Raw genomic sequence first — 24,398 nt, 5'->3', positions numbered from 1 at the left:
CCGGATCGAGAGCTGTACTCAATGCCTCAGACGCGTTGTTCAGGTTTACCTGCATTAAATTTCAGTGCAATGAGTAGCAATGGCAAGTAAGCAATCAATACGCCTACCCCCCCATCCAACTTGCCCATCGCTACGGCCAGCGCCAGCGGCGCCAACCAGAATAGGTTAATTATTGTAACCGCAATGGTGATTGGAAGATGTTTACCGTATTGCCTCGAGGCATACTGATAGGCATGACTGCGATGGGCCTCATATACCCTTTCTCCTAGCAGCATTCGACGAACCAGCGTAACCGTCGCATCGACCACAAAGACACCAAGCAGAATGACCCACCCCCAAAACAGGCTCGACTGTACCCAGGCCGCTTGTAAAGAAAAAACCCCCAAGGTGATTCCCAGAAAACCGCTGCCCGCATCCCCCATGAAGATCCTAGCTGGCGGAAAGTTCCAGTATAGAAATCCTCCTACGGCAACAGCCAGAAGCAAGAGCGGAGCAATAGCTCCGGGAACGTCTGACACCCAATACATCAGGGCCGCGCCAAAACAGACCGAGAGTGCTTCGATACTGGCGATACCGTCGATCCCATCCATGAAGTTGTATAGGTTCAACAACCAGACCAAATAGAACAACATGAGCAGGTTCACGACCACACCGCCAATGCTCACGCCAGCAAAATAAATAGCTGGGGCGCCGCCGAAGCATGCCATTGCCCAAGCAGCAGCTATAAAATGACCTAGCAGCCTCCAGCGAGCAGGAACATGACCATGATCATCCAGGAAGCCCAACCCGGCAACAAAAAGTCCAGCCCCCGCTAATGCCCAAAAAGCGTCAGTTGAAAGTACAGCTTCTGCATACATCACCACCAACGCTACCGAAAAGGAAACTACAATCGCAACGCCTCCGCCTCTGGGAGTAGGTACACTGTGAGAACTTCGGATATTTGGGATGTCAAGCAGGCTACGTCGTAGCGCATAAAGCCTAAGCCCGGCCGTGAGAAAGAAAGACAAAACACCGATTAACGGTAACAAAATCAAAAGGCTCATGAACGGCTCGATTGGCGATAGGGCAAGACTGTTCGCTTGACTCCCTCTTCGACACTGTACACTGGACGCCAACCCAAAACTTTCAAATTCTTACCCACATCGACTTGTAAGCACCCTAGAACCCGTTGCGCCACCGACCGAAGCCCGACCAGTGATGCTCCCCAATATAAAACAATACTTGGGATAGGTACCAATCGCGACGGCCTATCCAATGCTTCTGCAATCAGCTCCAGCAACTTAGTCGTTGAAATATCTTGCCCATCACTGGCCAAAAATATCTGATTGGAGGCTCCAGGATGATGAATACAGGTAATGATCAGGTCAACCAGGTTGTCAATTGAAACAAAGCTACGCCGATTATCGACTGCGCCAAACGGCAACGGAACCCCACTGTTCACCCATCTGATCATGTTGTGAAAGTTAGCCTTCACACCTGGACCATACACGAGCACCGGCCGAATAATAACAACCGTCATGCTACTCGACTGGGCAAACGCTAGCAGAGCCTGCTCAGCTTCCGCCTTGGAAACGCCATACGGATCAGATGGATTAGGCTCGTCATCTGCATGAAAGGCTGAACCTGGTTTCGTTTGCTCGCCATTGACTTTGATAGAACTTATGAAAATAAAACGTCTGACACCTGCATCCGCCGCCTGACGGGCCAACTGCATTGTACCTAAGAGATTCACCTGCCTGAACGCCGCGAGTGGGTCCTCAGCCGTGTCATTCATGACATGAACTCGAGCAGCAGTGTGCACTACACAGTCGACGCCCTGTAGGGCTGCAGACCAGTCACAGTGCTCCCCGATATTACCCACACGCACAAAATCGGTTGTCATTGACGCTCGTTCGCATGGTGTTCTTGCAGCGACGCGGACATGGAAAGCTGGGTTGACGGCAAGTTTTTCTGACAACGCGCTACCGATGAATCCGTTGCCTCCAGTCACCAATACTAAATTCTTGCTCAATCCCTAACCTCAATCGTTACTTAGCCTTCTCTTGCAGCAGCGACGCGTACAAACCTGCGTAGTGCTTCGTCATCTGCTCCGCGGTGAACAAGCTCTCAAAACGTTCGCCTGCTCTAAGCCCCATTGCCCGGGCCTCGACAGGATTGTCCCAAAGGTAGCGCATTGCTTGGCGCAGGGCCTCTGGCGCTTCGGGAGGGACGACCAGTCCTGTTAACTTATGCGAATTGATGTAGGTAGTGCCCGTGGCTATCTCGCAGCAAATCATCGGCTTTGAGTACATGGCGGCCTCCAAAAGAGAGACACCAAAAGCCTCTGATCTCAGATGCGAGGGAAATACTGTCGCATGGCATAGCGAAAGCAGCGCAACCTTATCGAGGTCGGGGAGCGCCCCTAGAAAGTGAATGTTGCTCAATCCCAATGCCTGAGCCTTTTGCCTCAGCTCATTCTCTATCGGCCCGCTACCCACTATTAGCACAGGATAGTCAATACCTTGAGCCGCTTCGAGCAATGTATGCAAACCTTTGTAGTAACGCAACACACCAACAAAGAGAAAAAATTTTCCAGGAAAGCGCGAGGACCACTGCTGTAGGGTGCTTTCATCTGCCACTGGATAAGAGTCACGCGCCAGTCCGATAGGTATGACTGTAACTTTTTCACGGTACCTAGACAACACCTTGCTGCTATTTAGGTAGTTATCCGAAGTGCAAACTATACGATCAATTCGATCCAGAAAGAGCCGCTGCAATGGTCGATATAGTTTTAGGGCAACTTTTTGCTTAACAATATCGGAATGATAAGTAAGCACTGTAGGCTTATTATGGCCCACCAAAAAGTGAGCGATATCCATAAACGGCCATGGATAATGATAATGAACCAGATCCACTTCTTTAGCTAAAGACTTGAAGCGCTTAACACATGACAGGGAGAAAGGAGTGGACAGCAGTTCAAATTCGGGCTTCACGAAATCGGCCCGATGGTTTGCCACCTGCATGCTACCTTCACGCTGCTTGCTAACGGCGAGCACAGTAGTGTCAATTTCGTAACGCTCTCCGCCGCAAGCCAACTGAAAGATGACCTGCTCTACGCCCCCGAATGTATCTGGATAGTAGGTTTTATAAACCTGCAAAACCTTCATCAATATTTCTCGAAGCGATTTTTTATCGCCTTAAACCAAACAGAATATGGTTGATAGAGCCACCACTTAAGCGGTACCCGCCCATGATACTGTCGGACTACTGCCATCGCTTCACAGTAATGCGCTACACGCTGTGTACTGGTCTTGGTATCACAATGCTCGCGATTCACAGCAATCCACTCATCAACAAACTGTAATTCACCACAGGCCTTATATAGTCGCCACCATAGATCATAATCCATTGCCATATGAAAATCGGGCTGCAATCCACAGACCTGCTCCCAGGCCGAACGGCGCATTAATGTCGCAGGCTGCGAAACAATACAGCGCTGTGCAAGCCTGCGCTCACTAAATGCCTCTACCCAGACCGGGCTTCGCTTACCGTCCCTTTCCCTGATATTCAACGCCCGGCCATAAGCTGCTGGTGCTCCTGGAACGGCGTCAAGGGCGTTGAGCAATGCTCTTAATCCGCCCTCAAGAAAATAATCATCGCTGTTCAACCAGCAAACATAGGGGGCCGTACCCTTGGCAATACATTCGTTGATTGCCGCTGCCTGCCCCGAGTCCGAGTGGCTCCGCCACCCAGACAACTTGGACTCCCAACGCTTGATGATCTCAACCGAGTTGTCGCGTGATCCGCCATCTGCGATGAATACCTCGACCGGCACATCGCTGGAAAAAATTGACGACAACGCCGCATCCAAGAACTGCCCCTGATTGTAGGAAGGCACAGCAATGGTTACCAAGGGAGGTGACAAATCACTGCCTCCTGCTGATCAAGAAATCTGCATAGGCACAAGACAATCCCCGCTCAAGGCCAACAGTCGGAGTCCACCCCATAGAGCGTAAGCGACTGACATCCATTAGCTTACGAGGAGTGCCGTCTGGCTTGGATGCGTCGAACTTGATAGCCCCGGTGTAACCAACGACTTTGGATATCGCATAGGCTAGCTCGAGGATCGTCAAATCCTCGCCACAACCTACGTTGATGTGAGATAGCGTCGGCTCCGTTGTTGCCTCATAAGCGGCCTTGTCCAGCCCCATGACATGCAAGCTCGCTGCCGCCATATCATCGACATAAAGGAACTCCCGCCGGGGGGTGCCACTACCCCAGATTTCCACTACAGGCGCAGCGGACTCCTTAGCCTCGTGAAACCGACGTATGAGCGCGGGTATCACATGGCTATTCTGGGCATGGTAATTATCCCCGGGACCATAAAGATTCGTCGGCATAACGCTTCTGAAATCAGTCGCATACTGACGATTGTAAGACTCACAAAGTTTTATGCCGGCAATTTTCGCGATAGCGTAAGGCTCATTGGTTTGTTCAAGCTTTCCGCTTAGCAATGCGTCTTCACGCATGGGCTGCTCTGCAAGGCGTGGGTAAATGCAACTAGATCCAAGGAACAGCAGCTTCCTTACACCCGCACGCCAAGCCTCATGAATAATGTTGGCCTCAATCATCAAGTTTTCGTAAATAAACTCTGCCGGATAGGTATTGTTGGCATGGATGCCGCCCACCTTTGCCGCCGCCAAGTAGACTTGATCCGGATGCTCGGACTCAAAGAAAGCCCTCACCTGCTGCTGATCGCAAAGATCAAGCTGCTCCCGATTACGTGTGATCAGGTTCGTAAAACCTTGCGCGCTAAGCGCACGCAGGATGGCTGAGCCCACCATCCCGCGATGACCTGCCACATAAATTTTTGGATTATACGGCATGGGGCATATTACTCGTGATAGTTGAAGGCTTTATACCCACGACTCTTGACCAGTTCATCCCGCTCGGCAGACTTCAAGTCTTCCCTGACCATTTCGGATACCAGTTCGGCGAAGGATGTCTTCGGTGTCCATCCCAGCTTGTTTTTGGCGTTCGAAGGATCGCCCAGCAGCGTTTCAACCTCCGCTGGACGGAAGTAGCGAGGATCGACGGCAACGATGCATTTACCATCGGCGTCGTAACCTTTCTCATCGACACCCTCACCTTTCCAGGTGATAGCAATTTCCAGCTCCTTGGCGGCAGCATCAACAAAGTCGCGTACGCTGTACTGAACACCGGTAGCAATGACGAAATCTTCCGGCTTTTCCTGCTGCAGCATCAACCACTGCATTTCAACGTAATCGCGGGCATGACCCCAATCGCGCTTGGAGTCGAGATTGCCGAGGAACAAGCAGTCCTGAAGTCCGAGCTTGATACGAGCAAGCGCCCGGGTAATCTTGCGGGTAACGAAAGTTTCCCCTCGAATCGGGGACTCGTGGTTGAACAGGATACCGTTGCATGCATACATACCGTAGGCTTCACGGTAGTTGACAGTAATCCAGTACGCATACAGCTTGGCAACCGCATACGGACTACGCGGATAGAATGGAGTGGTTTCCCGTTGTGGGATCTCTTGCACCAGCCCGTAAAGCTCTGACGTGGAAGCCTGGTAAAAGCGCGTCTTTTTCTCAAGACCAAGGATTCGGATGGCCTCAAGAATACGCAGTGCGCCCAGCGCGTCGGAGTTTGCAGTGTACTCAGGTTCTTCGAAACTGACGGCTACATGGGACTGCGCCGCGAGGTTGTATATCTCGTCAGGCTGCACCGACTGAATGATCCGGATAAGGCTAGTGGAATCGGTCAAGTCACCATGATGGAGAATGAAGTTGCGATTTTCTACATGAGGGTCCTGGTACAGATGGTCGATACGATCCGTATTAAACAGCGACGTTCGCCGCTTGATACCGTGGACCTCATACCCCTTACCAAGAAGCAACTCGGCCAAGTAGGCACCATCTTGACCGGTAACGCCCGTAATGAGTGCAACTTTCATACAAATCCCTCAAATTGTTTACTTGCCACTTGCAACAGCACGTAAGATTTTTCTATCAAAATAAATGTGTTTAAGCAGAAAGCACATATGCCGAAACGGCATAAGTAGTCGAGAATAAAGACTTGGGGCATAGCGCGAACGCATCTGTCGCATCTCCTTTACTCCCACCTGGGCGTAGTGACTGCTGGTTTTCTGAGCCTCATGCACCCTGAAAGCACCGAGAAAATCAGGAAGATGAGAAAACCTCGCATCCACATTGACAAAACGCAACAATAGATCCCAATCCAAGGCAAAAGCTAGTTTATCATCAACAAAACCCCCTGCGCGAGCCCACAGAGAACGGCGCCAGAACAACGTCTCCTGGGGCACATAGTCAACGTGTCGCAACAACGTTGCATCGTGCCCAGGAAGCACCCAGCGCCCCACAAGAAGATCGTGCTCATTGATAATCAACCGATTACCGTATACAACTTCAATGTCTGGATTACTATTGAAAAACGCCCCGACTCTGGCGAGTGTTCCAGGCATTAATACATCGTCCGAGTTTAAGTAGCACATTATTTCCCCGGAAGACTTCAGAAATCCTAGATTGATTGCATCCGCCTGCCCGCGATCCTTCTCTGAGTAAAACTTCAACTGCGGAGATACAAAACCATTAACAACTTCTGCCGTTTCATCATCCGAACATGAGTCTTGAACTATATACTCAAGCTGCGGATAACCCTGCTCCAAAACGCTGCGAATTGTACGCCCAATGAATTGCCCCTGTTGAAATGAAGGCGTTACAATCGATATGCTAGGAAAATCACCATTACCAGGGAGAGACCTCATCGGTTGCTGCGCTAAGACCAGGGACTCTGGCGAAGTCTGAAACAACACGCCAAGCTTGATCCCTAGCAACTTGCGAATCCTTACCCCCCAGGAGCGTTCCTGACTCATTCTCTCATCCTCCCGCCCTTCACCCGACAATGCTGACTCTCACTGCCGAACCAACATTGGCAATTCCATAGAAGGGCTGTGCACTGAAGCCCAAATGCCCCTTAGGAACAATAGAAAAAGATGCTGCGCCGGACAGCACACAATGCCGAGCTGATGACGACTCGATTTCGGCCATTGTGGAGCTGGATATTTTCTCAAATAGTAGAGTTGGCCAAGTTGCAAAACCAAGGTCAAGCAAGTATTCGCCCGCAGAAAAGTCTAGAGGGATATCGTACACCACACGGAGCAGTTGGCCATCCTTGATTCGCTTAGGTACAGGGGAACCACATTGACCGGAGTTACGTCCATGAACGATGACGCCGCGGTCAGTACGAACCACAAAACCTGCAACGGGTGTCTCTAGGTCGGCCCGAGCTCTGAATTCAGCATGAACCCTTAGCGTATCGAACTGGTGAAAAACCTGCCTTGCTTCGTCCTGCGCATTCGTCAACGCAATCCGAACGCATTCGATCAGACCATCACCAGTTTGTTCCCGCTGGGTTGTATCTATGTATGCTTCTTGTGGCCAGGCGGGTGCATCACCTACTTCAACTTCGTTACTGATATCGGTCATATGCGCAGCCGCTTCATTCAACCTGGCAGCGTCTTCATTGATTAGTTTACGCGCATTGACGTGACCGAGAGCATAGTAGCGGTTAATCGCCTCAGTCGCATCACCGAGAAAAACTGCCTCGCCACGATGCAGGAGTAATACTTGATCACAGTAGTGCATCACATCGTCCATACTGTGAGTCACCAAGATGACAGTACAACCTTTATCCCTGAGCCTTTCAAGCCGCTCATAACACTTTAATCGAAAGAAAATATCACCAACGGCCAACGCCTCATCAACAATAAGAACATCTGGATCGATGCAGGCCTGGACAGCAAAGGCAAGCCTTACAAACATACCGCTGGAGTAGGATTTGACAGGACTGTCAATAAACTCCCCTATATCTGCAAAAGCTTCGATCTCAGGAAAAACCTGTTCAAACTGTTTACCGGATATCCCTAATATCTGCGCATTCAGTCGTGCATTTTCCCTACCGGTGAACTCCGGGTTAAAACCAGCCCCCAGTTCAAGCAAGGCAGCTACACGCCCTGTAACCGAAACACTCCCGGTGGAAGGAAGAAGAATGCCGCTAATTAGTTGCAGCAGCGTCGATTTACCACTGCCATTTTGCCCGATTATCCCTAAAAATCGACCACGGGTAATATCGAACGACAAAGGCTGAAGCGCCTGAAAATATTCCTGCTTCTTACTGCCATTAAACAGCAAACCTCTAATTCGCTGCATCGGCGTCTTGAAAAGAGCGTACCGTTTAGAAACGTTATCAACTCGAATAGCGAATTCAGAGGACATCGGCAAACCCTGCCCGCATTCTATAAAAAACAAAATAACCGAAGGCTGCCGCCAGCAGTGCGAAAGCGGCATACACGCCTAACGACGCCCACTGCACAGGATCATTTGAAAATAGCAATGTCCGCACAGTCTCAACTGGAATGGTTAACGGGTTGATATTCAACAACCAACGAAACTCTGACGGCACCATCTCCGCCGGATAACAGATAGGGGCGGTAAAGAGCATAATAGTCGCAAGACTACTGGTAATTTGTGACAAGTCGCGAAAAAAAACTCCGATCGCAGACAACAGCCAGCCGACACCAAGTGTAAGCAGCACCAACAAACCAATAGGTATCGGCAGCAGCAATATATTCAAGCCGTGGAAGCCCAAGTAATACAGGGAGGCCGCCAACAGAATAACGAAACCAATAAATATTCCAACTGCAGTACTACCAACAGTTATAACTGGGAGAATTTCCAGCGGAAAAATAACTCGCTTGACGTAGGACGTATTACTTACAACCAGCGAAGGGGCGCGAACCATCGTATCTGCCAATAACCCATGCAGTAAAATGCCGCAAAACAACAGAAGCCCAAAGGGGACCTCCTGTCCGTCCGGCGTCTGTAGTCCCCACCGCGAGCGCAAAACGACCTGAAAGACGAAGCCATACAACATCAACTGAATCAGCGGCTGACCAACAATCCAAAGCCCGCCAAGAAAAGAATTCTTATAGCGCATAGAAATATCACGCAAGGTCATCTGCACGATTAGCCCCCGGTTACGGGTCAACGAGCGTATGCCCAACATAAATCCAGTATTCAAGTTCTTCCCCTCTCGCTGGACTCGCATGGTGCGGTCGCTGAATTCGCCATCACTGCGGCAACAACCCCCATAAAGGACTCGGCAAACTGCCTTTGGAAGGAACTATAGTCAACAGGAACGCGAGGAGGATCAATGTTCGCATATTTTTTTAGCAATCCAGCCAACTCTGTCGCCTCTCGAGGGTTGAAGAACTCGATATTATCCTTGGTTTGTTCAACATTAGCCGGGATATCAGCAGCCAATACGTACTGAGATAGAGACTTGGCATCCTCGATCACGGTCGACCAACCTTCGAATAGTGAGGGCTGCAGAACACAAATTGCGCGCTGAAAAACAACCATCTGATCAGCGCGCGGTATGAAACCGAGAAAACGGATATTTTCCGTCAAATCATAACGCGCCACGAGCTCTTTAAGCTGTTGAGTATGGTCCGGTGCACGATGGTCATGCTCCTTACCCGAAAAAGCAACAACCACACTTATACCCTGCTGCTTAAGTTGATGCACAGCCTCGATTACCAACTCGTGGTTTTTGTGAATCCAAAACTGATTCGGGCAATAAAAATATCTTTCCGGCAAGGCATAACGACTGAGAATCTCAGCCTGATCATCAGCAAGCACAGGCGGCTCAAATGTCGCAAATTGCACAACATGCTTATTGACCGACGCTTCGGGATAAAAACATTCAAAATCATGCTTCGCAGCATGACTACTGAAAACAATATGCTGGTAATTGTTGAAATACCCACGGTGCTGCTGCTCACGCGCAGTCAACTCCGCCTCACTGAAAAACTCAGGAAGACGCTTGTCTTGAAAATCAGGAATCCAGCATACCGTCTGTTGAAGTTTACTATCAATGGGGTACGGAAAAATGACATCGAAACTAACTTTCTTTTTTTTGAATCCTGGCATGAGCCATGACAGCAAACGCGCTTTTCTGGAAATACCGCCATCAGCACCGCTGATCAACTCCGGCCTAATCCAACTGAGACGCGAATAGCCCGTGGTACTCTTGATAAATTCGAAAGACTTTTCCGAATGACTGACAACCCAGACGTCCGGCCTGCGCTTCGCATCAATTAGCCCTAATGCACTAATCAAATTTTTAATATAATACGTCCCGCCAATCCAGCTCTCGTCGTAGTTGAACGGTATACCAATTACTGGACGCTTTGACACAAGACTCTCCTAAAACCCTAAAATCCTAAACAATAAAGAAAATTTTGAAAAACCACCCCCCCTATTGAACGCCCGCCATCCACCGAGCAACTTCTGCCAAACCTTGTTTCAAACTATAGGCCGGGGTAAAACCTATGCTATTCAAATAAGATACGTCAGCTTGCCAACAGGAAGGATCTCCTTGGCGGCCAGCACCGGAGAACATGATATCTCGCTTAAAATTCAGCGCCTCAAGTAATGTTGAAACCGCATCTGCAATTGTCGAAGCCTCTCCGTTGGCCACATTGACGGCACGCGCATCAAAAACCGCATGTTGTATCAAAGTATCAACACAGACAGCAATGTCGTCTACGTAAATAAAGTCTCGCGTTTCCAGGCCCGTGCCAAATAGCTCGATTTGCTTGTTGCTAGCCAGCGCCTTTTGGTAGACGTCCCAGAATATCTGTTTTTTCAAACCTGGCCCATAAGCAGAGAATACCCTCAGCGACAGACTCTGTACCTTATATAATGCATGGTATTCTTGGCAGGCCAACTCTGCGCTTCTTTTATGCCAGCCGTAGGGCGACAAGGGTGCTATATCAGCAGTTTCACTGATGGGCGAAGCCAGCGGATTTCCATAAACTGCTGCACTGGAAAAATGAATAAATCGAGTCTCTGGTGAAACCAGACGGATAGCTTCAAGCATCTGAATTACGCGTAACGTATTCAGTGTGTAGTCGTTAAATGGAGTATCAAAGGAGGCTGGGACACTAGCCGCGCCTGTGCAGTTGATACAGACATCCGGCGACTGAGAAGCAAACAGCTTTTGAAAGTCCGGTTGATCCGGGCTGAAAACCTCGCAATCATCAGTGCCCTGCCTGAAAATATCAGCCTTGGCAACCTGATACCCCAATTGCTCGAGCTTTGTGACAAGGCGCCGACCGATAAAGCCATACGCACCCACTACGAGAACTTTCATGCGCTTTCCTTATTCACTGCGATAAAGGAATATGGACGCCCGGAGATACTTGATTCATCCAGTAACAAGGCAGCTTCTTGACTGTGAGGATAGAAGTTTATCGGGCTTTCCTTGAACGCATATTGTTTAGCCAGTCGCATACCTGCAGCTTCAATAAATGCACAGTACTCTTCTGCCGTGTATGCATTTTCACCTCCAGTATATTTCTGGAGTGCATGCCCTTCCAAGAAACGTTCCTTATCCTCATCGTCAAAAATAACATGTTCTCTGACGAACATAGCCACACCCTTTTCACTGAGTAAGCTACTGACCTTTTTCAACGCCATGACAGGGTCATGGAAGTGGTGAACGACTTGACGACAGTAGACAATGTCATAGGTACCTGTCGGCTGGAACTGTTCGATTGTCGCCTGGCGAATGTCAACACGCGTCATGACCGTCGAATCAAGTAACTCATTAGCAACTTGCGACAGGTTTCTAGCCCCCTGGACCCCTGCAATGGTATCGCCAGACGGTTCTGCGAGGGTAACGTGATACCCTTCTAGCGCCAACGCAACCGACATAACACCACCAGCACCACCAATATCTAGAATTGTCTTTGCCTCAGGTGCACGCTTTTTGATTTCGGCGAGTGTTGAGCGAAACTCTTCGCTATCACGAAATCTGAGCAGGGAAGCGAAAAGATCAGACGAAAGGTAGGAGTCCTCCAACATTTGGCGGCTGGAAGGGTCAGCTTGTAACGCGTGAATAATCTCCTCCCACTCCCAGTGCTCCCGCGGAACCAGCGAGACAAATCGGGCCGGCGAACCTGCAAAAATACAGTAGTCAGGAACATTTTTGGTCACCATTGACCTGGCGCCAATCACCGCCCCCTTACCGATTCGTACCCCCTTCAGAATAGCAGTCTCAAAACCAATCCAGACGTTATCCTCAATGTGAATCGGCGCGCAAGCCACTTGTGACCAATCCTTGTAAGCCCCCATGCGATTGGCATCGACGCCGACTTTCCAGTCATATGCATCATTGGCACGCACATCTGGATTTAAAGAGTGAGCATCGGAATCCATCAGGGTGCAGTCCCAGGACAACATCACATTATCGCCAATATGGATGCCTTGTTCCTGAGTACAAATAATCTTGCATCCACCGCCGATCGAGCTTTTGCTGCCAATGGTGATAGATCCCAGCCCTCGCTCAAAGACAAAAGTTCCACCTATATGACTGTAATCTCCAACTGTTACATAGGGGCGATCTTCGATTTTCACCCGCACATCAATGTACAGTGGTTCTAACCGCACACCTTCGCCAGCCTGCAGAAATCGGCGGCCACTGGTATCGACACCAGCATGCGATTGGCGACTCAAAATAATCTGCTTGAGTCGAACTATCTTAACCATTATACGATGAGAAAGAGCAGCACGAACTCTTTGCAAAAAACGCTTGGCGCCTGCTGGGCTATAGCGATTTCTGAAAGCGTGAAGTTTGTAAGCTTTTTCTATTAATGCCGGATCACCGGCCTGAGCGGCCTCGCCAAAGGCCTGAACTACCCAGTCACCATGCTTTCTGGCAAAATCTACATCCGTTGGTTCCAGATCAACTTTAAGTCGGGACAGAAATGCATGCCGGTATTCCTCCGCAACATGAGCTTGATAGAAGTTAACTGGAAGAATATAGGTCGATACAACCGGAGCCAATGCATCGTATTGCCCAAACCGTTTGAACAACTCAAGACACTGTTTCCTGATGGTGAGGAAATCAAATGCTTTCTGATCGTTGGTTTTAGTGGTAGAGGTTGCGCGCTGGTAGTAGGCATAGGAAATACCACCATCAACATATACTTTATTCGCTGTCAGCATCAGGTGAATAGCAAACGGGTGGTCCTCATAGAAGACACCCTGTGCAAATGTAATACCGTGCTCCAACAGGTGCACTCGCTTGGATATCAAGCGCCATGGAGGCGTATTCCAACAAGAAACTGCAGCAAACACCGAAACATCATCTGTCGGATTGATAATAGTGCCAGACAAATGCGAGGGCACAAGACTGGACGGGACAGCCGGATGTCCATCGTAGACAAACTCGAAATTGACCAGCAAAACATCTGGCACTTGCTGCTCAAGGATCCGACTAAGCCTGGACAGCACCGAAGGGAGAATCCAATCATCGCTGTCGACGAACCAGATATATTCACCTCTCGCCTGCGCTATCCCGAACGTGCGCGCCGCTCCCTGACCCGCATTTTCCTGACTGAAGACCCTAACCCGGTCATCTTTAGAAGCAAATGAGTTCAGAATGGACTGGGTGGAATCAGTGGAGCCATCATTAATAACAATGACTTCAAAGTCTGAGAAAGGCTGTTCAAGAATTGAAAAAAGGCACTTTTCGATACAATCTTGAGCATTGTACGCAGGAACGATAAATGAGATTTTCATAGAATGATTATTCAACTAAATAGTGCGGCAATTCGACGAACAATCTGGGAAGCCCGACTAACACCCGGCAGTAATTTCATCTTCCTTCTTATTACCGACTCTATTAGAACCTCACCCTGCCGGGGGTGAAGCCGTAGTGCGTCATTAGCCGCAACCATCAATTGTTTATTATTCGAATGCCGGGACAATACGGATGCCACTTGAGAACCATCAGACCAACCTCGAACAGCTCGAAAGAGAATTTCAGCGTCCTCCGTTGACAACATTGGGAAATTGCCAACAATTACCGCATAGGTCTCCTTCATAATTAGCTCATCATTTGTTGATGAGGTACCACTCAGACTGAAATGAACAATTGTCTTGTCGATATATAAACAACTGCAGCCGAGGCGAATGGAGCGATGAACCCATTCCGCATCTGCACATATGCGATAGTTGATATTATATGGACCGACTGAAGCATAGGCCGCAGACGTTACAAACATGGCATTATGACAAAAGGGAATACCACTCAGTAACGCACCAGGCCCAAACCGCTCGTCCTTTCTAAGCTCACCCTGACCGTCCAGCGCCACTAATAACGCAGGGCCAGCAACGATATCCGCATGCTCCGCCTGCCAGGCATCGTTAACTGCTCGAAATGCGCCTGCGGCGAACTGATCGTCGGAACCAATAACGCAGATCAGTTGCCCGGTGGCCCGTGCCACTCCCTTGTTGATTGCATCATAAATCCCTTTGTCCGGCTCACTAATAACTATGCAGTCTGCGACTGCATTGCGCTCGACCACCGCCAGCGTGTCGTCCGTAGAAACGCCGTCCACGATGACAATCTCAACGTTGGGCCATTGCTGCATGGTGATGGACTCAAGCGTGCGCTGGACAGTCGCAGCAGAGTTGTAAGTCGGGATGACAATGCTGAATCGAGTCGGAGTGTTCAATGCTGGCATTTCAGTTTTCTACTCGGCCATATTGATCACTGAAGCGTACGATGTCGTCCTCGCCAAGGTAATCGCCACTCTGTACTTCAATCAGAACAAGGTCGATCACGCCCGGATTCATCAATCGGTGTTTGTGACCAGCCCGGATGAACGTGGACTCATTGGAGTGGAGCATCAGCTCTTCGGTATCATTCACGACTGTCGCCGTACCGCTAACAACAATCCAGTGCTCGCTGCGGTGATGATGCATCTGCAGTGACAGCGATGCCTTGGGTTTTACAACAATACGCTTGATCTTGAAACGTTCGCCGCTCTCCAACGTAGTGTAAGTTCCCCACGGCCTGTGCACTGTGCGGTGCAGTAAGTGTAGATGATGCCCTTTAGCCTTGAGTTGCCCTACGATGTTTTTCACCTCCTGCGCGTGATCTTTGTGGGCAATGAGCAAGGCGTCAGGGGTGTCAACTACCAACAGGTCTTCGACACCAACCAGAGCAGTAAGACGATCTTCGTTGTTGACGTAATTGTTGCGCGAATCGTGTGAAAGCACTTCGCCCTCAAAACGGTTACCCGACTCATCCGAAGCGGTGAGGTCACTGACAGCAGTCCAGGAACCGATATCGCTCCAGCCGATGTCGCAAGGAATGGTCGCCACCTTGTCGGATCGCTCCATCAAGGCATAGTCAATGGAGATGTCCGGGACTTTGGCGAAGGCTTCGCCGTCGAGTGCAAGGCAACTGTAGCCAGCTGAGCTAGCCCGACGCGAGCTTTCCAGTGTGTGCGCAACTGCTTCCAGGACGTCTGGCGCGTGCTTCTCCAGTTCATCCAGCACAGTGCCGACGCGGAAACAGAACATGCCCGAGTTCCAGAAATAATTGCCGGCGGCAATGTAGGACTCTGCTGTCTTGAGGTCAGGTTTCTCAACGAAACGCTCGACCTTGAGGCCACCTTCAAGGCTTTCACCTTTGGCCGCTTCGATATAGCCGAAACCGGTTTCAGGATACTGCGGCTGGATTCCGAAAGTTACCAGCCAGCCTTGGGCAGCGAGCTCGACAGCCCTTTTGACTGCACCGGAGAAGGCCTGCTCGTCCTGAATCAAATGGTCAGCTGCCAGCACCAGCATGTGGGCATCCGGACCATGGATCTCTTTGAGCTGCAAGGCAGCAGCAGCAACGGCCGCCGCCGTATTACGACCGAAAGGTTCAAGAATGTAACTCTGCGCAAGGCCGCTGCTATTTATTGAGCGATACTCGTCTTCCGTTTTGAACAGAAGTTCGCGATTAGTGACTGTCAGCACTTCCACGACGCCGTCCAGGGCGGACGCTCGCAAGAAAGTCTTTTGGATTAGATTCTGCCCATCAGGCAATGTCATGAATGGCTTTGGATGAGCCTCACGGGAAACTGGCCACAAGCGGCTACCAACGCCACCGGATAGAATTACCGGGATCAATTCCATACTTGAATCCTTAATAGCCACTCTATGATTGCTGAATCATGGAGTTGGCACCAGTCATACTTATGATCGCCATCACCGCAAAGACGCAGCAAAAGCTCTTATACGTGCATGCTCAACGACTTGCCCAGCTACCATTCCATAGGTTTTAAGCGCAAGGACTGCACGTAGAATATCAGAGAATACTCGTCGAGGCTTGCGCCGTCACACGGCACAATAGGTGACATTTGATAGCATTTAACGACAGCGCAATCGTATTGCCTGAGCCGACAATCCATCCTTCTCAAACACTGACATCGTCACAAGCAATTTCGACACATCGCGTAGGAAACAATACCAAGGCTATGAGTGTTCGTTCTCACCCCTCTGAACGAACGCAACCAGACGCTGACCTGTTTTAACTGTATGAGCGGCTGGACGTCAGGAAAAGCACTAACGACAACCTGAATCCGGCGAGAAGCCTGGAAGCGCTACCGCCATTGGCAACACCTTTCCACCTAACCGTTTTTTAGCCTGGGCCGTCGCTTCGCAACGATAAAACCCAGAATCGGCCCCACGACCAACCCCACCAGCAGTGCCATTAGCACAAAAATGGAAACCGGAAGCTGTGGCAACGACCACCCCAAGAACACCAGCGCCACTGGCTGCTGATTTTCCAGGACAAAAAACAGAACCCCGAGAACGACCACGAGGATGAATAAGACACACAGTAACCGCTTAAAGTTCCGCACACGCCACCCCTGCAACAGACGCAATCAAACGTCGTGTTCTTCTTCCTCGTTCACCCGATCCCGCAACTCCTTGCCCGGCTTGAAATGCGGCACGAACTTGCCATCGAGACTGACCGACTGGCCGGTCTTGGGGTTGCGCCCTACCCGCGGTGCACGGTAGTGCAAAGAAAAGCTACCAAAGCCACGGATCTCGATGCGATCTCCAGTCGCCAGGCACTGAGACATCTGTTCAAGCATAGTCTTGATGGCCAGCTCGACATCCTTGGATGAGAGCAGCCCTTGATGGGTGACAATACGTTCGATCAGCTCCGACTTCGTCATATTTTTCCCTTCTTTATCAAGCAGCTAGATCATTGCTTCATTGTTTTTAGCATGACCTGAGGGATTTGAACAGGGTGGTTATTGACTTAATCAAGGTTTCTTGTATTGCCCCTTCAAGGAAAAAACATGGCACTTTGCCTGTAACCTTGCCAAAGCCAGCCAGCACAAGGGTTACAGCGGTAAACGCAACCTAGGACAGCGGCAAATCGCAGGCACAAAAAAGGGCGACCGAAGTCGCCCTTTTTTTGATCCAAGCAGAACTTAGTTCTGTTTGGCCATTGCCTGACGCAGCAGCGCGGCCATGGTGGTATCAGCAGCTTCCGGAGCAGTTTCTTTCAGGCTCTGGATAGCTTCTTTCTCTTCAGCGTCGTCTTTCGACTTGATGGAGAGGCTGATGACACGGCTCTTACGGTCAACGCTGATGATCTTGGCTTCGATCTCTTCGCCTTCCTTCAGGACGTTACGCGCGTCTTCAACGCGGTCACGGCTGATTTCGGAAGCTTTCAGAGTGGCTTCGATGTCGTCGGCCAGGGTGATGATAGCGCCCTTGGCGTCAACTTCTTTAACGATACCTTTGACGATAGCGCCTTTGTCGTTGACAGCAACGTAGTTGGAGAACGGATCGTCTTCCAGTTGCTTGATACCCAGGGAGATACGCTCACGCTCTGGATCTACGGACAGGATCACGGTGTCCAGCTCGTCACCCTTCTTGAAGCGACGTACGGCTTCTTCGCCCACTTCGTTCCAGGAGATGTCGGACAGGTGAACCAGACCGTCGATGCCGCCGTCCAGACCAATGAAGATACCGAAATCGGTGATCGACTTGATGGTGCCGGAGATCTTGTCGCCCTTGTTGAACTGGCCAGAGAAGTCTTCCCATGGGTTGGACTTGCACTGTTTGATGCCCAGGGAGATACGACGACGCTCTTCGTCGATGTCCAGAACCATGACTTCCACTTCGTCGCCGACTTGTACGACTTTCGAAGGGTGGATGTTCTTGTTGGTCCAGTCCATTTCGGAAACGTGTACCAGACCTTCCACGCCTTCTTCCAGCTCTGCGAAGCAGCCGTAGTCGGTCAGGTTGGTAACACGCGCCATGACGCGGGTGCTTTCTGGGTAACGAGCTTTGATAGCAACCCATGGGTCTTCACCCAGTTGCTTCAGGCCCAGGGATACACGGTTACGCTCGCGATCGTACTTCAGAACCTTGACATCGATCTCGTCACCAACGTTGACGATTTCCGATGGGTGCTTGATACGCTTCCAGGCCATGTCGGTGATGTGCAGCAAGCCATCAACGCCGCCCAGGTCAACGAATGCGCCGTAGTCGGTGAGGTTCTTGACGATACCTTTGACCTGCTGGCCTTCCTGCAGCGATTCCAGCAGAGCTTCGCGCTCGGCGCTGTTTTCGGCTTCCAGGACGCTGCGACGGGAAACGACAACGTTGTTGCGCTTCTGGTCCAGCTTGATAACCTTGAATTCCAGCTCTTTGCCTTCCAGGTGGGTGGTGTCGCGCACTGGGCGGACATCAACCAGGGAGCCCGGCAGGAACGCACGGATACCGTTAACGTCGACAGTGAAGCCGCCTTTAACCTTACCGTTGATAACGCCCTTGACCACTTCTTCGGCGGCGAAAGCTGCTTCCAGAACAATCCAGCACTCGGCGCGCTTGGCTTTTTCACGGGACAGTTTGGTTTCGCCAAAGCCGTCTTCGACCGCGTCCAGCGCAACGTGAACTTCGTCACCGACCTTGATGGTCAGCTCGCCAGCTTCGTTGTAGAACTGCTCGAGCGGGATGACGCCCTCGGACTTCAGGCCAGCGTGTACGGTAACCCAGTCGCCGTCGATGTCGACAACGATACCGGTGATGATCGCACCCGGCTGAAGATTGAGGGTTTTCAGGCTTTCTTCAAAGAGTTCTGCAAAGCTTTCGCTCATTTTAATTCCTGTAAATAAGGGCGAAACATACGCCCATCAGCCACATTCCAGACAATGTGGGTTTCGTTCATATAAAGGAAAGCTGACAGGACGTTGACTGGTGCCCCTGCCTGCTTCCCTGGTCATCAGGCGATATCGCGCAGGGCGAGCTCGCTCTTGATGCGTTCCAACACCTGCTCGATGGACAACTCCGTGGAATCCAGCTGAATCGCATCGGCCGCCGGTTTGAGCGGGGCCACTGCGCGCTGGGTGTCGCGCTCATCACGCGCACGAATCTCATCTAGCAGACTCGACAGACTAACATCTTCGCCTTTCGCCTTCAACTGCAAGTAACGACGGCGCGCCCGCTCCTCGGCGCTGGCGGTCAGAAAAACCTTCAAAGGCGCGTCAGGGAACACCACCGTGCCCATGTCGCGACCGTCGGCAATCAGCCCCGGTGCTTCCTGAAACGCCCGCTGGCGTTGCAGCAATGCGTCACGCACAGCGGGCAGCGAAGCAACTACGGAAGCCCCGGCACCTACCGTTTCAGTACGGATGACATTACTGACATCCTCACCTTCAAGAATAGTCTGTTGCAGCTTGCCCGGCTCCGCGGCGATGAACTGCACATCCAGGTGCGCAGCCAGCTTGACCAACAGTTCTTCGTTGGTCAGGTCAACGCCGTGATTGCCGGCAGCGAAGGCCAGCAAGCGATACAGCGCCCCCGAATCCAGCAGCTTCCAGCCGAGCTCACGCGCCAAAATACCAGCAACGGTGCCCTTACCCGAACCGCTTGGACCGTCGATGGTGATGACCGGTGCTTTCATGTTCACGACTTGCCCTCTTCTGCAACACGAATCCCGACTTCAGCGCACAGCGCCAGGAAGTTCGGGAAAGAAGTAGCGACGTTGGCGCAGTCGTGGATACGGATCGGTGCCGAAGCGCGCAGCGAGGCGACGCTGAACGCCATGGCGATACGGTGGTCGCCATGCCCGTGCACTTCACCACCACCGATCGGACCGCCGTCGATGATGATGCCGTCCGGGGTCGGTTCGCACTTCACACCCAGGGTCAGCAGGCCATCGGCCATGACCTGGATGCGGTCGGATTCCTTGACCCGCAGCTCTTCGGCGCCACGCAGTACGGTACGGCCTTCGGCGCAGGCTGCAGCAACGAACAGCACAGGGAACTCGTCGATAGCCAGTGGCACCAGATGTTCAGGGATCTCGATACCCTTGAGCCTCGCGCCACGCACGCGCAGGTCCGCTACAGGCTCACCGCCGACTTCACGCTGGTTTTCCAGGGTGATATCGCCGCCCATCAGCTTGAGGATATCAATCACGCCGGTACGGGTCGGGTTGATCCCGACATGCTCGAGCACCAGCTCCGAACCCTCGGCAATCGAAGCCGCAACCAGGAAGAACGCCGCCGAGGAGATGTCGGCTGGCACTTCGATATGGGTCGCGGTGAGCTTGCCGCCGGACTCCAGGGAGGCAGTCGGGCCGTCAACGTTAACGCTGTAGCCGAAACCACGCAGCATGCGCTCGGTATGGTCACGGGTTGGCGCCGGCTCGGTAACCGTGGTCTTGCCTTCGGCGTACAGACCTGCCAGCAGCAGGCAGGACTTAACCTGGGCACTGGCCATTGGCAGGGTGTAGGTCAGCGCCTTGAGCACATGGCCACCACGAATGGTCATCGGTGGACGGCCTTCAGCGGCAGTCTCGATCACCGCGCCCATTTCCCGCAGGGGATTGGCGACACGGTTCATCGGACGCTTGGACAGCGAGGCATCGCCGGTCAGCACGGTGTCGAACGGCTGCGCAGCAAGCAGGCCGGACAGCAGGCGCATCGAAGTACCGGAGTTACCCAGGTAGATCGGACCCGGCGGTGGCTGCAGACCATTGAGGCCAACGCCGTGAATGGTCACCCGACCATGGTGCGGGCCTTCGATGACCACACCCATGTCGCGGAAAGCCTGCAGGGTCGCCAGTGCGTCTTCACCCTCAAGGAAGCCTTCGACTTCAGTGGTGCCTTCGGCCAGGGAGCCCAGCATGATCGAGCGATGGGAAATCGATTTGTCGCCTGGTACGCGAATTCGGCCAGACAGTTGGCCACCAGGATTTGCCAGGAAAATCAGGTCGTTGGAGTTCATAGCGTCCACATAGGCCCGGCGGGCCAGGATTTTACTGAAATGCTCGCGGGCAACCCGGGCGCGTGTGAAAACGCCCAGCAATTGATGCCCATCCCCTGCATCGACCGCGTCGCGCAAGGCGTCGAGATCGCTGCGAAATGTATCGAGTGTGCGCAGAACAGCTTCGCGGTTGGCGAGAAATATGTCGTGCCACATGACCGGGTCGCTTCCGGCGATTCTTGTGAAATCGCGGAAACCTCCGGCAGCGTAACGGAAGATATCCAGGTTTTCATTGCGTTTGGCCAGGGAATCGACCAGGCCAAAGGCCAGCAAATGTGGCAGGTGGCTGGTCGCAGCCAGGACTTCGTCATGGCGTTCGACCTGCATGTGCTCGACATCGGCCTCCAGCGCACGCCAGAGCCGATCGACCAGCGCCAGAGCCTGCGGGTCGGTTTCAGCCAATGGCGTGAGAATTACTTTATGGCGTCGGAACAAGGCAGCATTGGAGGCTTCCACCCCGCTCTGCTCGGAACCGGCAATCGGGTGCCCGGGCACAAAGTACGCCAGCTGTTCGGCAAATGCCTCACGCGCCGCACGCACCACATTGCCCTTGGCGCTGCCGACGTCGGTGAGCACCGCACGCCCAAGGTCAAGTTGCGCCAGGCGAGCCAGGAGCTTTTCCATGGCCAGGATCGGCACGGCCAGCTGAATGACATCAGCGCCAATACAGGCAGCAGCCAGGTCCTCTTCACAGCGGTCGACCACCCCCAACTCCACCGCCAGCTTGCGCGACTGCGGATCCAGGTCGACACCGACCACCTCGCGGCACAAGCCGCTTTCGCGCAGGCCCTTGGCGAACGAGCCGCCAATGAGCCCGAGACCGACCACCACCAGACGACCGATAAGCGGCTCGACCTTGTTTACCACGACTTCAACCACGGAGCAGGACCCTATTCAAATCTGCATGCACGCCATTCATTGCCTCAGAGTACCGCTTTGGGATAAGACCCCAACACCTTGAGGGCCACGGCTTCCTGGCTGATTTGCTCCAGCACGGCCTTGATCAGCGGATCGCGATGATGGCCGATGAAATCGATGAAGAACACGTAGGTCCATTTACCGCTGCGCGACGGACGGGTCTCGATACGGGTCAGGTCGATACCGTTCTCGTGGAACGGCACCAGCAACTCGTGCAAGGCGCCCGGCTTGTTGCTCATGGAGACGATGATCGAAGTCTTGTCGTCGCCGGTCGGCGGCACTTCCTGGTTACCGATCATCAGGAAGCGCGTGGAGTTGTCCGGACGGTCTTCGATCTTCTCGGCCAAACGCGTGAGCCCATACAGACCTGCAGCCATGTCACCGGCGATAGCCGCCGAGTTCCACTCACCCTTGACCCGCTTGGCCGCCTCGGCATTGCTCGACACCGCAACGCGCTCGACGTTCGGGTAGTGGGCGTCCAGCCATTTGCGGCACTGCGCCAGGGACTGGGCGTGAGAGTAAATGCGGCTGATGCTGTCGGTCTTGGTGTTTTCACCCACCAGCAGGTGGTGGTGAATACGCAGCTCGACTTCGCCACAGATGACCATGTCGTGCTCAAGGAAGCTGTCGAGGGTGTGGTTGACCGCACCTTCGGTGGAGTTTTCCACCGGCACCACGCCGAAGTTGACGGCGCCGGCCGCCACTTCGCGGAACACCTCGTCGATGGCCGCCATCGGCTTGCTGATCACGGCGTGACCGAAGTGCTTCATCGCCGCGGCCTGGGTAAAGGTACCCTCAGGCCCCAGGTAGGCGATCTTGAGCGGCTGCTCAAGGGCCAGGCAGGAGGACATGATTTCGCGGAACAGACGGGCCATTTCTTCGTTGCCCAACGGCCCCTGGTTGCGCTGCATCACGCGCTTGAGCACCTGCGCCTCGCGCTCGGGCCGGTAGAACACCGGCGCCTCGCCTTCAGCCAGGGTCGCGGTCTTGACCCGCGCCACTTCCTGCGCGCAGCGGGCACGGTCACTGATCAGCTCGAGGATTTTCTCGTCGAGGCTGTCAATGCGCACCCGCAGCGCCTTGAGTTCCTGCTCCGACATCAGCCGTGCTCCTTCTCGAATTCCGCCATGTAGGCTACCAGCGCTTCCACGGCGTCCAGGCCCAGGGCGTTGTAGATCGAGGCACGCATGCCGCCCACCGAACGGTGGCCTTTGAGGTTGAGCAAGCCACGGGCATCAGCACCGGCGAGGAAGGCCTTGTCCAGGCGCTCGTCGGCCAGACGGAACGGCACATTCATCCACGAACGGGCATTGACGCTGATCGGGTTGCTGTAGAAGTCGCTGCTGTCGATAAAGCCGTACAGACGGTCTTTCTTGGCGCGATTGCGCTTCTCCATCGCCTCAACACCGCCCTGCTCCTTGAGCCACTCGAAGACCAGGCCCGAGAGATACCAGGAGTAGGTAGCCGGCGTGTTGTACATCGAACCGTTGTCGGCCGCGACCTTGTAGTCGAGCATGGTCGGGCAGCTGCTGCGGGCACGACCGATCAGGTCTTCACGCACGATCACCACCACCAGGCCGCTCGGGCCGATGTTTTTCTGGGCGCCGGCATAGATCAGGCCGAAGTCGGAGACGTCGACCGGACGCGAAAGGATGTCCGAAGACATGTCGACCACCAGCGGCACATCACCGGTCTGCGGCACCCAGTCGAACTGCAGACCACCGATGGTCTCGTTCGAGGCATAGTGCACATAGGCAGCGCCCGGCGTCAGGTTCCACTCGTTTTGACCGGGAATGCTCAGGTAATCGGAAGATTTGGCGTTGGCAGCAACGTTGATGTTGCCAAAGCGACGAGCTTCTTCAATGGCTTTCTTCGACCAGATACCGGTTTCGATATAGTCGGCAGTACCATTCTCAGGCAGCAGGTTCAGCGGAATTTCGGCGAACTGCTGGCTCGCACCCCCCTGCAGGAACAGCACCTTGTAGTTGGCGGGAATGGACATCAGGTCGCGCAGGTCCTGCTCGGCCTTCTCGGCAATGGCCACGTAGTCGTCGCTACGGTGACTCATCTCCATCACGGACAAACCCTTGCCATTCCAGTCCAGCATTTCGGCCTGGGCGCGCTGCAGGACAGCGTCGGGAAGCGCAGCAGGGCCTGCGCAGAAGTTAAAGGCTCGTTTGCTCACATCCACTCTCGCTCTGCTCATGATGTCCGTGGGGCCAGCCGGGCGGCGCGAAGACTGCACCACGCCGGCTACCCCAC

General features: G+C 52.8%; 21 protein-coding genes. All 21 read right to left on the bottom strand.

The window, feature by feature from the left end; genetic code table 11:
- Positions 1–26 precede the first annotated feature (26 nt).
- Positions 27–1,043, bottom strand: a complete 1,017-nt coding sequence (locus PSAKL28_RS07130; protein WP_038608344.1) for an MraY family glycosyltransferase — start codon at positions 1,041–1,043, stop codon at positions 27–29.
- Entirely contained in the window at positions 1,040–2,011 is a 972-nt protein-coding gene (locus PSAKL28_RS07125; RefSeq protein ID WP_038608341.1) for a UDP-glucose 4-epimerase family protein, read from the bottom strand. Before PSAKL28_RS07125 ends, PSAKL28_RS07130 begins: the two co-directional genes overlap by 4 nt.
- 16 nt (positions 2,012–2,027) lie before the next feature.
- A complete protein-coding gene (locus PSAKL28_RS07120; protein WP_038608338.1) occupies positions 2,028–3,146 on the bottom strand; it encodes a glycosyltransferase family 4 protein in 1,119 nt (372 codons plus the stop codon).
- On the bottom strand, positions 3,146–3,904 hold the full coding sequence (locus tag PSAKL28_RS07115) for a glycosyltransferase (RefSeq protein ID WP_038608335.1): 759 nt from the start codon (positions 3,902–3,904) through the stop codon (positions 3,146–3,148). Before PSAKL28_RS07115 ends, PSAKL28_RS07120 begins: the two co-directional genes overlap by 1 nt.
- Before the next feature lies 1 nt (position 3,905).
- Positions 3,906–4,865: a GDP-L-fucose synthase gene (gene fcl / locus PSAKL28_RS07110; RefSeq protein WP_038608332.1), complete on the bottom strand. Its 960-nt coding sequence runs from the start codon at positions 4,863–4,865 to the stop codon at positions 3,906–3,908.
- An 8-nt stretch (positions 4,866–4,873) separates the two neighbouring features.
- Positions 4,874–5,956, bottom strand: a complete 1,083-nt coding sequence (gmd, locus tag PSAKL28_RS07105) for a GDP-mannose 4,6-dehydratase (protein WP_038608329.1) — start codon at positions 5,954–5,956, stop codon at positions 4,874–4,876.
- A gap of 18 nt (positions 5,957–5,974) precedes the next feature.
- Complete coding sequence (locus tag PSAKL28_RS07100; protein ID WP_096335661.1) at positions 5,975–6,895, bottom strand: glycosyltransferase family 2 protein; 921 nt, start codon at positions 6,893–6,895, stop codon at positions 5,975–5,977.
- A gap of 19 nt (positions 6,896–6,914) precedes the next feature.
- Positions 6,915–8,297, bottom strand: a complete 1,383-nt coding sequence (locus PSAKL28_RS07095) for an ABC transporter ATP-binding protein (RefSeq protein WP_038608326.1) — start codon at positions 8,295–8,297, stop codon at positions 6,915–6,917.
- Complete coding sequence (locus PSAKL28_RS07090) at positions 8,287–9,039, bottom strand: ABC transporter permease (RefSeq protein WP_257011897.1); 753 nt, start codon at positions 9,037–9,039, stop codon at positions 8,287–8,289. Before PSAKL28_RS07090 ends, PSAKL28_RS07095 begins: the two co-directional genes overlap by 11 nt.
- Positions 9,040–9,098: 59 nt before the next feature.
- A complete protein-coding gene (locus tag PSAKL28_RS26450) occupies positions 9,099–10,280 on the bottom strand; it encodes a glycosyltransferase (RefSeq protein ID WP_051939205.1) in 1,182 nt (393 codons plus the stop codon).
- Positions 10,281–10,341: 61 nt separating this feature from the next.
- Entirely contained in the window at positions 10,342–11,238 is an 897-nt protein-coding gene (locus tag PSAKL28_RS07080; protein WP_038608321.1) for an NAD-dependent epimerase/dehydratase family protein, read from the bottom strand.
- Positions 11,235–13,670 carry a glycosyltransferase gene (locus tag PSAKL28_RS26445; protein WP_051939202.1) on the bottom strand — a complete coding sequence of 812 codons (2,436 nt, stop codon included), beginning with the start codon at positions 13,668–13,670 and terminating at the stop codon, positions 11,235–11,237. Before PSAKL28_RS26445 ends, PSAKL28_RS07080 begins: the two co-directional genes overlap by 4 nt.
- Before the next feature lie 11 nt (positions 13,671–13,681).
- A complete protein-coding gene (locus PSAKL28_RS07070) occupies positions 13,682–14,617 on the bottom strand; it encodes a glycosyltransferase family 2 protein (protein WP_038608318.1) in 936 nt (311 codons plus the stop codon).
- A gap of 1 nt (position 14,618) precedes the next feature.
- The gene (locus tag PSAKL28_RS07065; RefSeq protein ID WP_038608315.1) at positions 14,619–16,061 is read right to left on the bottom strand and encodes a mannose-1-phosphate guanylyltransferase/mannose-6-phosphate isomerase; all 1,443 of its coding nucleotides are present in this window, start codon (positions 16,059–16,061) and stop codon (positions 14,619–14,621) included.
- A 494-nt stretch (positions 16,062–16,555) separates the two neighbouring features.
- Positions 16,556–16,789 carry a lipopolysaccharide assembly protein LapA domain-containing protein gene (locus PSAKL28_RS07060; protein ID WP_038616293.1) on the bottom strand — a complete coding sequence of 78 codons (234 nt, stop codon included), beginning with the start codon at positions 16,787–16,789 and terminating at the stop codon, positions 16,556–16,558.
- 24 nt (positions 16,790–16,813) lie between these two features.
- Complete coding sequence (gene ihfB / locus PSAKL28_RS07055; protein ID WP_038608312.1) at positions 16,814–17,110, bottom strand: integration host factor subunit beta; 297 nt, start codon at positions 17,108–17,110, stop codon at positions 16,814–16,816.
- A gap of 261 nt (positions 17,111–17,371) precedes the next feature.
- Positions 17,372–19,048, bottom strand: coding sequence for a 30S ribosomal protein S1 (gene rpsA, locus PSAKL28_RS07050; protein WP_038608311.1), 1,677 nt, complete (start codon positions 19,046–19,048; stop codon positions 17,372–17,374).
- A gap of 125 nt (positions 19,049–19,173) precedes the next feature.
- Positions 19,174–19,854: a (d)CMP kinase gene (gene cmk / locus PSAKL28_RS07045; protein WP_371261993.1), complete on the bottom strand. Its 681-nt coding sequence runs from the start codon at positions 19,852–19,854 to the stop codon at positions 19,174–19,176.
- Between the two features lie 2 nt (positions 19,855–19,856).
- The gene (locus tag PSAKL28_RS07040; RefSeq protein ID WP_038608307.1) at positions 19,857–22,097 is read right to left on the bottom strand and encodes a bifunctional prephenate dehydrogenase/3-phosphoshikimate 1-carboxyvinyltransferase; all 2,241 of its coding nucleotides are present in this window, start codon (positions 22,095–22,097) and stop codon (positions 19,857–19,859) included.
- 44 nt (positions 22,098–22,141) lie between these two features.
- Complete coding sequence (pheA, locus tag PSAKL28_RS07035; protein WP_038608305.1) at positions 22,142–23,236, bottom strand: prephenate dehydratase; 1,095 nt, start codon at positions 23,234–23,236, stop codon at positions 22,142–22,144.
- Positions 23,236–24,321, bottom strand: a complete 1,086-nt coding sequence (serC, locus tag PSAKL28_RS07030) for a 3-phosphoserine/phosphohydroxythreonine transaminase (protein ID WP_038616290.1) — start codon at positions 24,319–24,321, stop codon at positions 23,236–23,238. Before serC ends, pheA begins: the two co-directional genes overlap by 1 nt.
- Positions 24,322–24,398: the final 77 nt, after the last annotated feature.

The sequence above is a fragment of the Pseudomonas alkylphenolica genome (genome assembly GCF_000746525.1).
Lineage (GTDB): Bacteria > Pseudomonadota > Gammaproteobacteria > Pseudomonadales > Pseudomonadaceae > Aquipseudomonas > Aquipseudomonas alkylphenolica.
The sequence above is the reverse complement of the archived record's forward strand: the minus strand, read 5'-3'. Positions and strand labels throughout refer to the sequence as shown.

Excerpts from the sequence above, each read along its gene's own strand:
- PSAKL28_RS07130 (WP_038608344.1), bottom strand. The coding sequence starts at position 1,043 with ATGAGCCTTTTGATTTTGTTACCGTTAATCGGTGTTTTGTCTTTCTTT.
- PSAKL28_RS07120 (WP_038608338.1), bottom strand. The coding sequence starts at position 3,146 with ATGAAGGTTTTGCAGGTTTATAAAACCTACTATCCAGATACATTCGGG.
- fcl (WP_038608332.1), bottom strand. The coding sequence starts at position 4,865 with ATGCCGTATAATCCAAAAATTTATGTGGCAGGTCATCGCGGGATGGTG.
- gmd (WP_038608329.1), bottom strand. The coding sequence starts at position 5,956 with ATGAAAGTTGCACTCATTACGGGCGTTACCGGTCAAGATGGTGCCTAC.
- PSAKL28_RS07100 (WP_096335661.1), bottom strand. The coding sequence starts at position 6,895 with ATGAGTCAGGAACGCTCCTGGGGGGTAAGGATTCGCAAGTTGCTAGGG.
- PSAKL28_RS07095 (WP_038608326.1), bottom strand. The coding sequence starts at position 8,297 with ATGTCCTCTGAATTCGCTATTCGAGTTGATAACGTTTCTAAACGGTAC.
- PSAKL28_RS07090 (WP_257011897.1), bottom strand. The coding sequence starts at position 9,039 with ATGACCTTGCGTGATATTTCTATGCGCTATAAGAATTCTTTTCTTGGC.
- PSAKL28_RS07080 (WP_038608321.1), bottom strand. The coding sequence starts at position 11,238 with ATGAAAGTTCTCGTAGTGGGTGCGTATGGCTTTATCGGTCGGCGCCTT.
- PSAKL28_RS26445 (WP_051939202.1), bottom strand. The coding sequence starts at position 13,670 with ATGAAAATCTCATTTATCGTTCCTGCGTACAATGCTCAAGATTGTATC.
- PSAKL28_RS07070 (WP_038608318.1), bottom strand. The coding sequence starts at position 14,617 with ATGCCAGCATTGAACACTCCGACTCGATTCAGCATTGTCATCCCGACT.
- PSAKL28_RS07065 (WP_038608315.1), bottom strand. The coding sequence starts at position 16,061 with ATGGAATTGATCCCGGTAATTCTATCCGGTGGCGTTGGTAGCCGCTTG.
- ihfB (WP_038608312.1), bottom strand. The coding sequence starts at position 17,110 with ATGACGAAGTCGGAGCTGATCGAACGTATTGTCACCCATCAAGGGCTG.
- rpsA (WP_038608311.1), bottom strand. The coding sequence starts at position 19,048 with ATGAGCGAAAGCTTTGCAGAACTCTTTGAAGAAAGCCTGAAAACCCTC.
- cmk (WP_371261993.1), bottom strand. The coding sequence starts at position 19,854 with ATGAAAGCACCGGTCATCACCATCGACGGTCCAAGCGGTTCGGGTAAG.
- pheA (WP_038608305.1), bottom strand. The coding sequence starts at position 23,236 with ATGTCGGAGCAGGAACTCAAGGCGCTGCGGGTGCGCATTGACAGCCTC.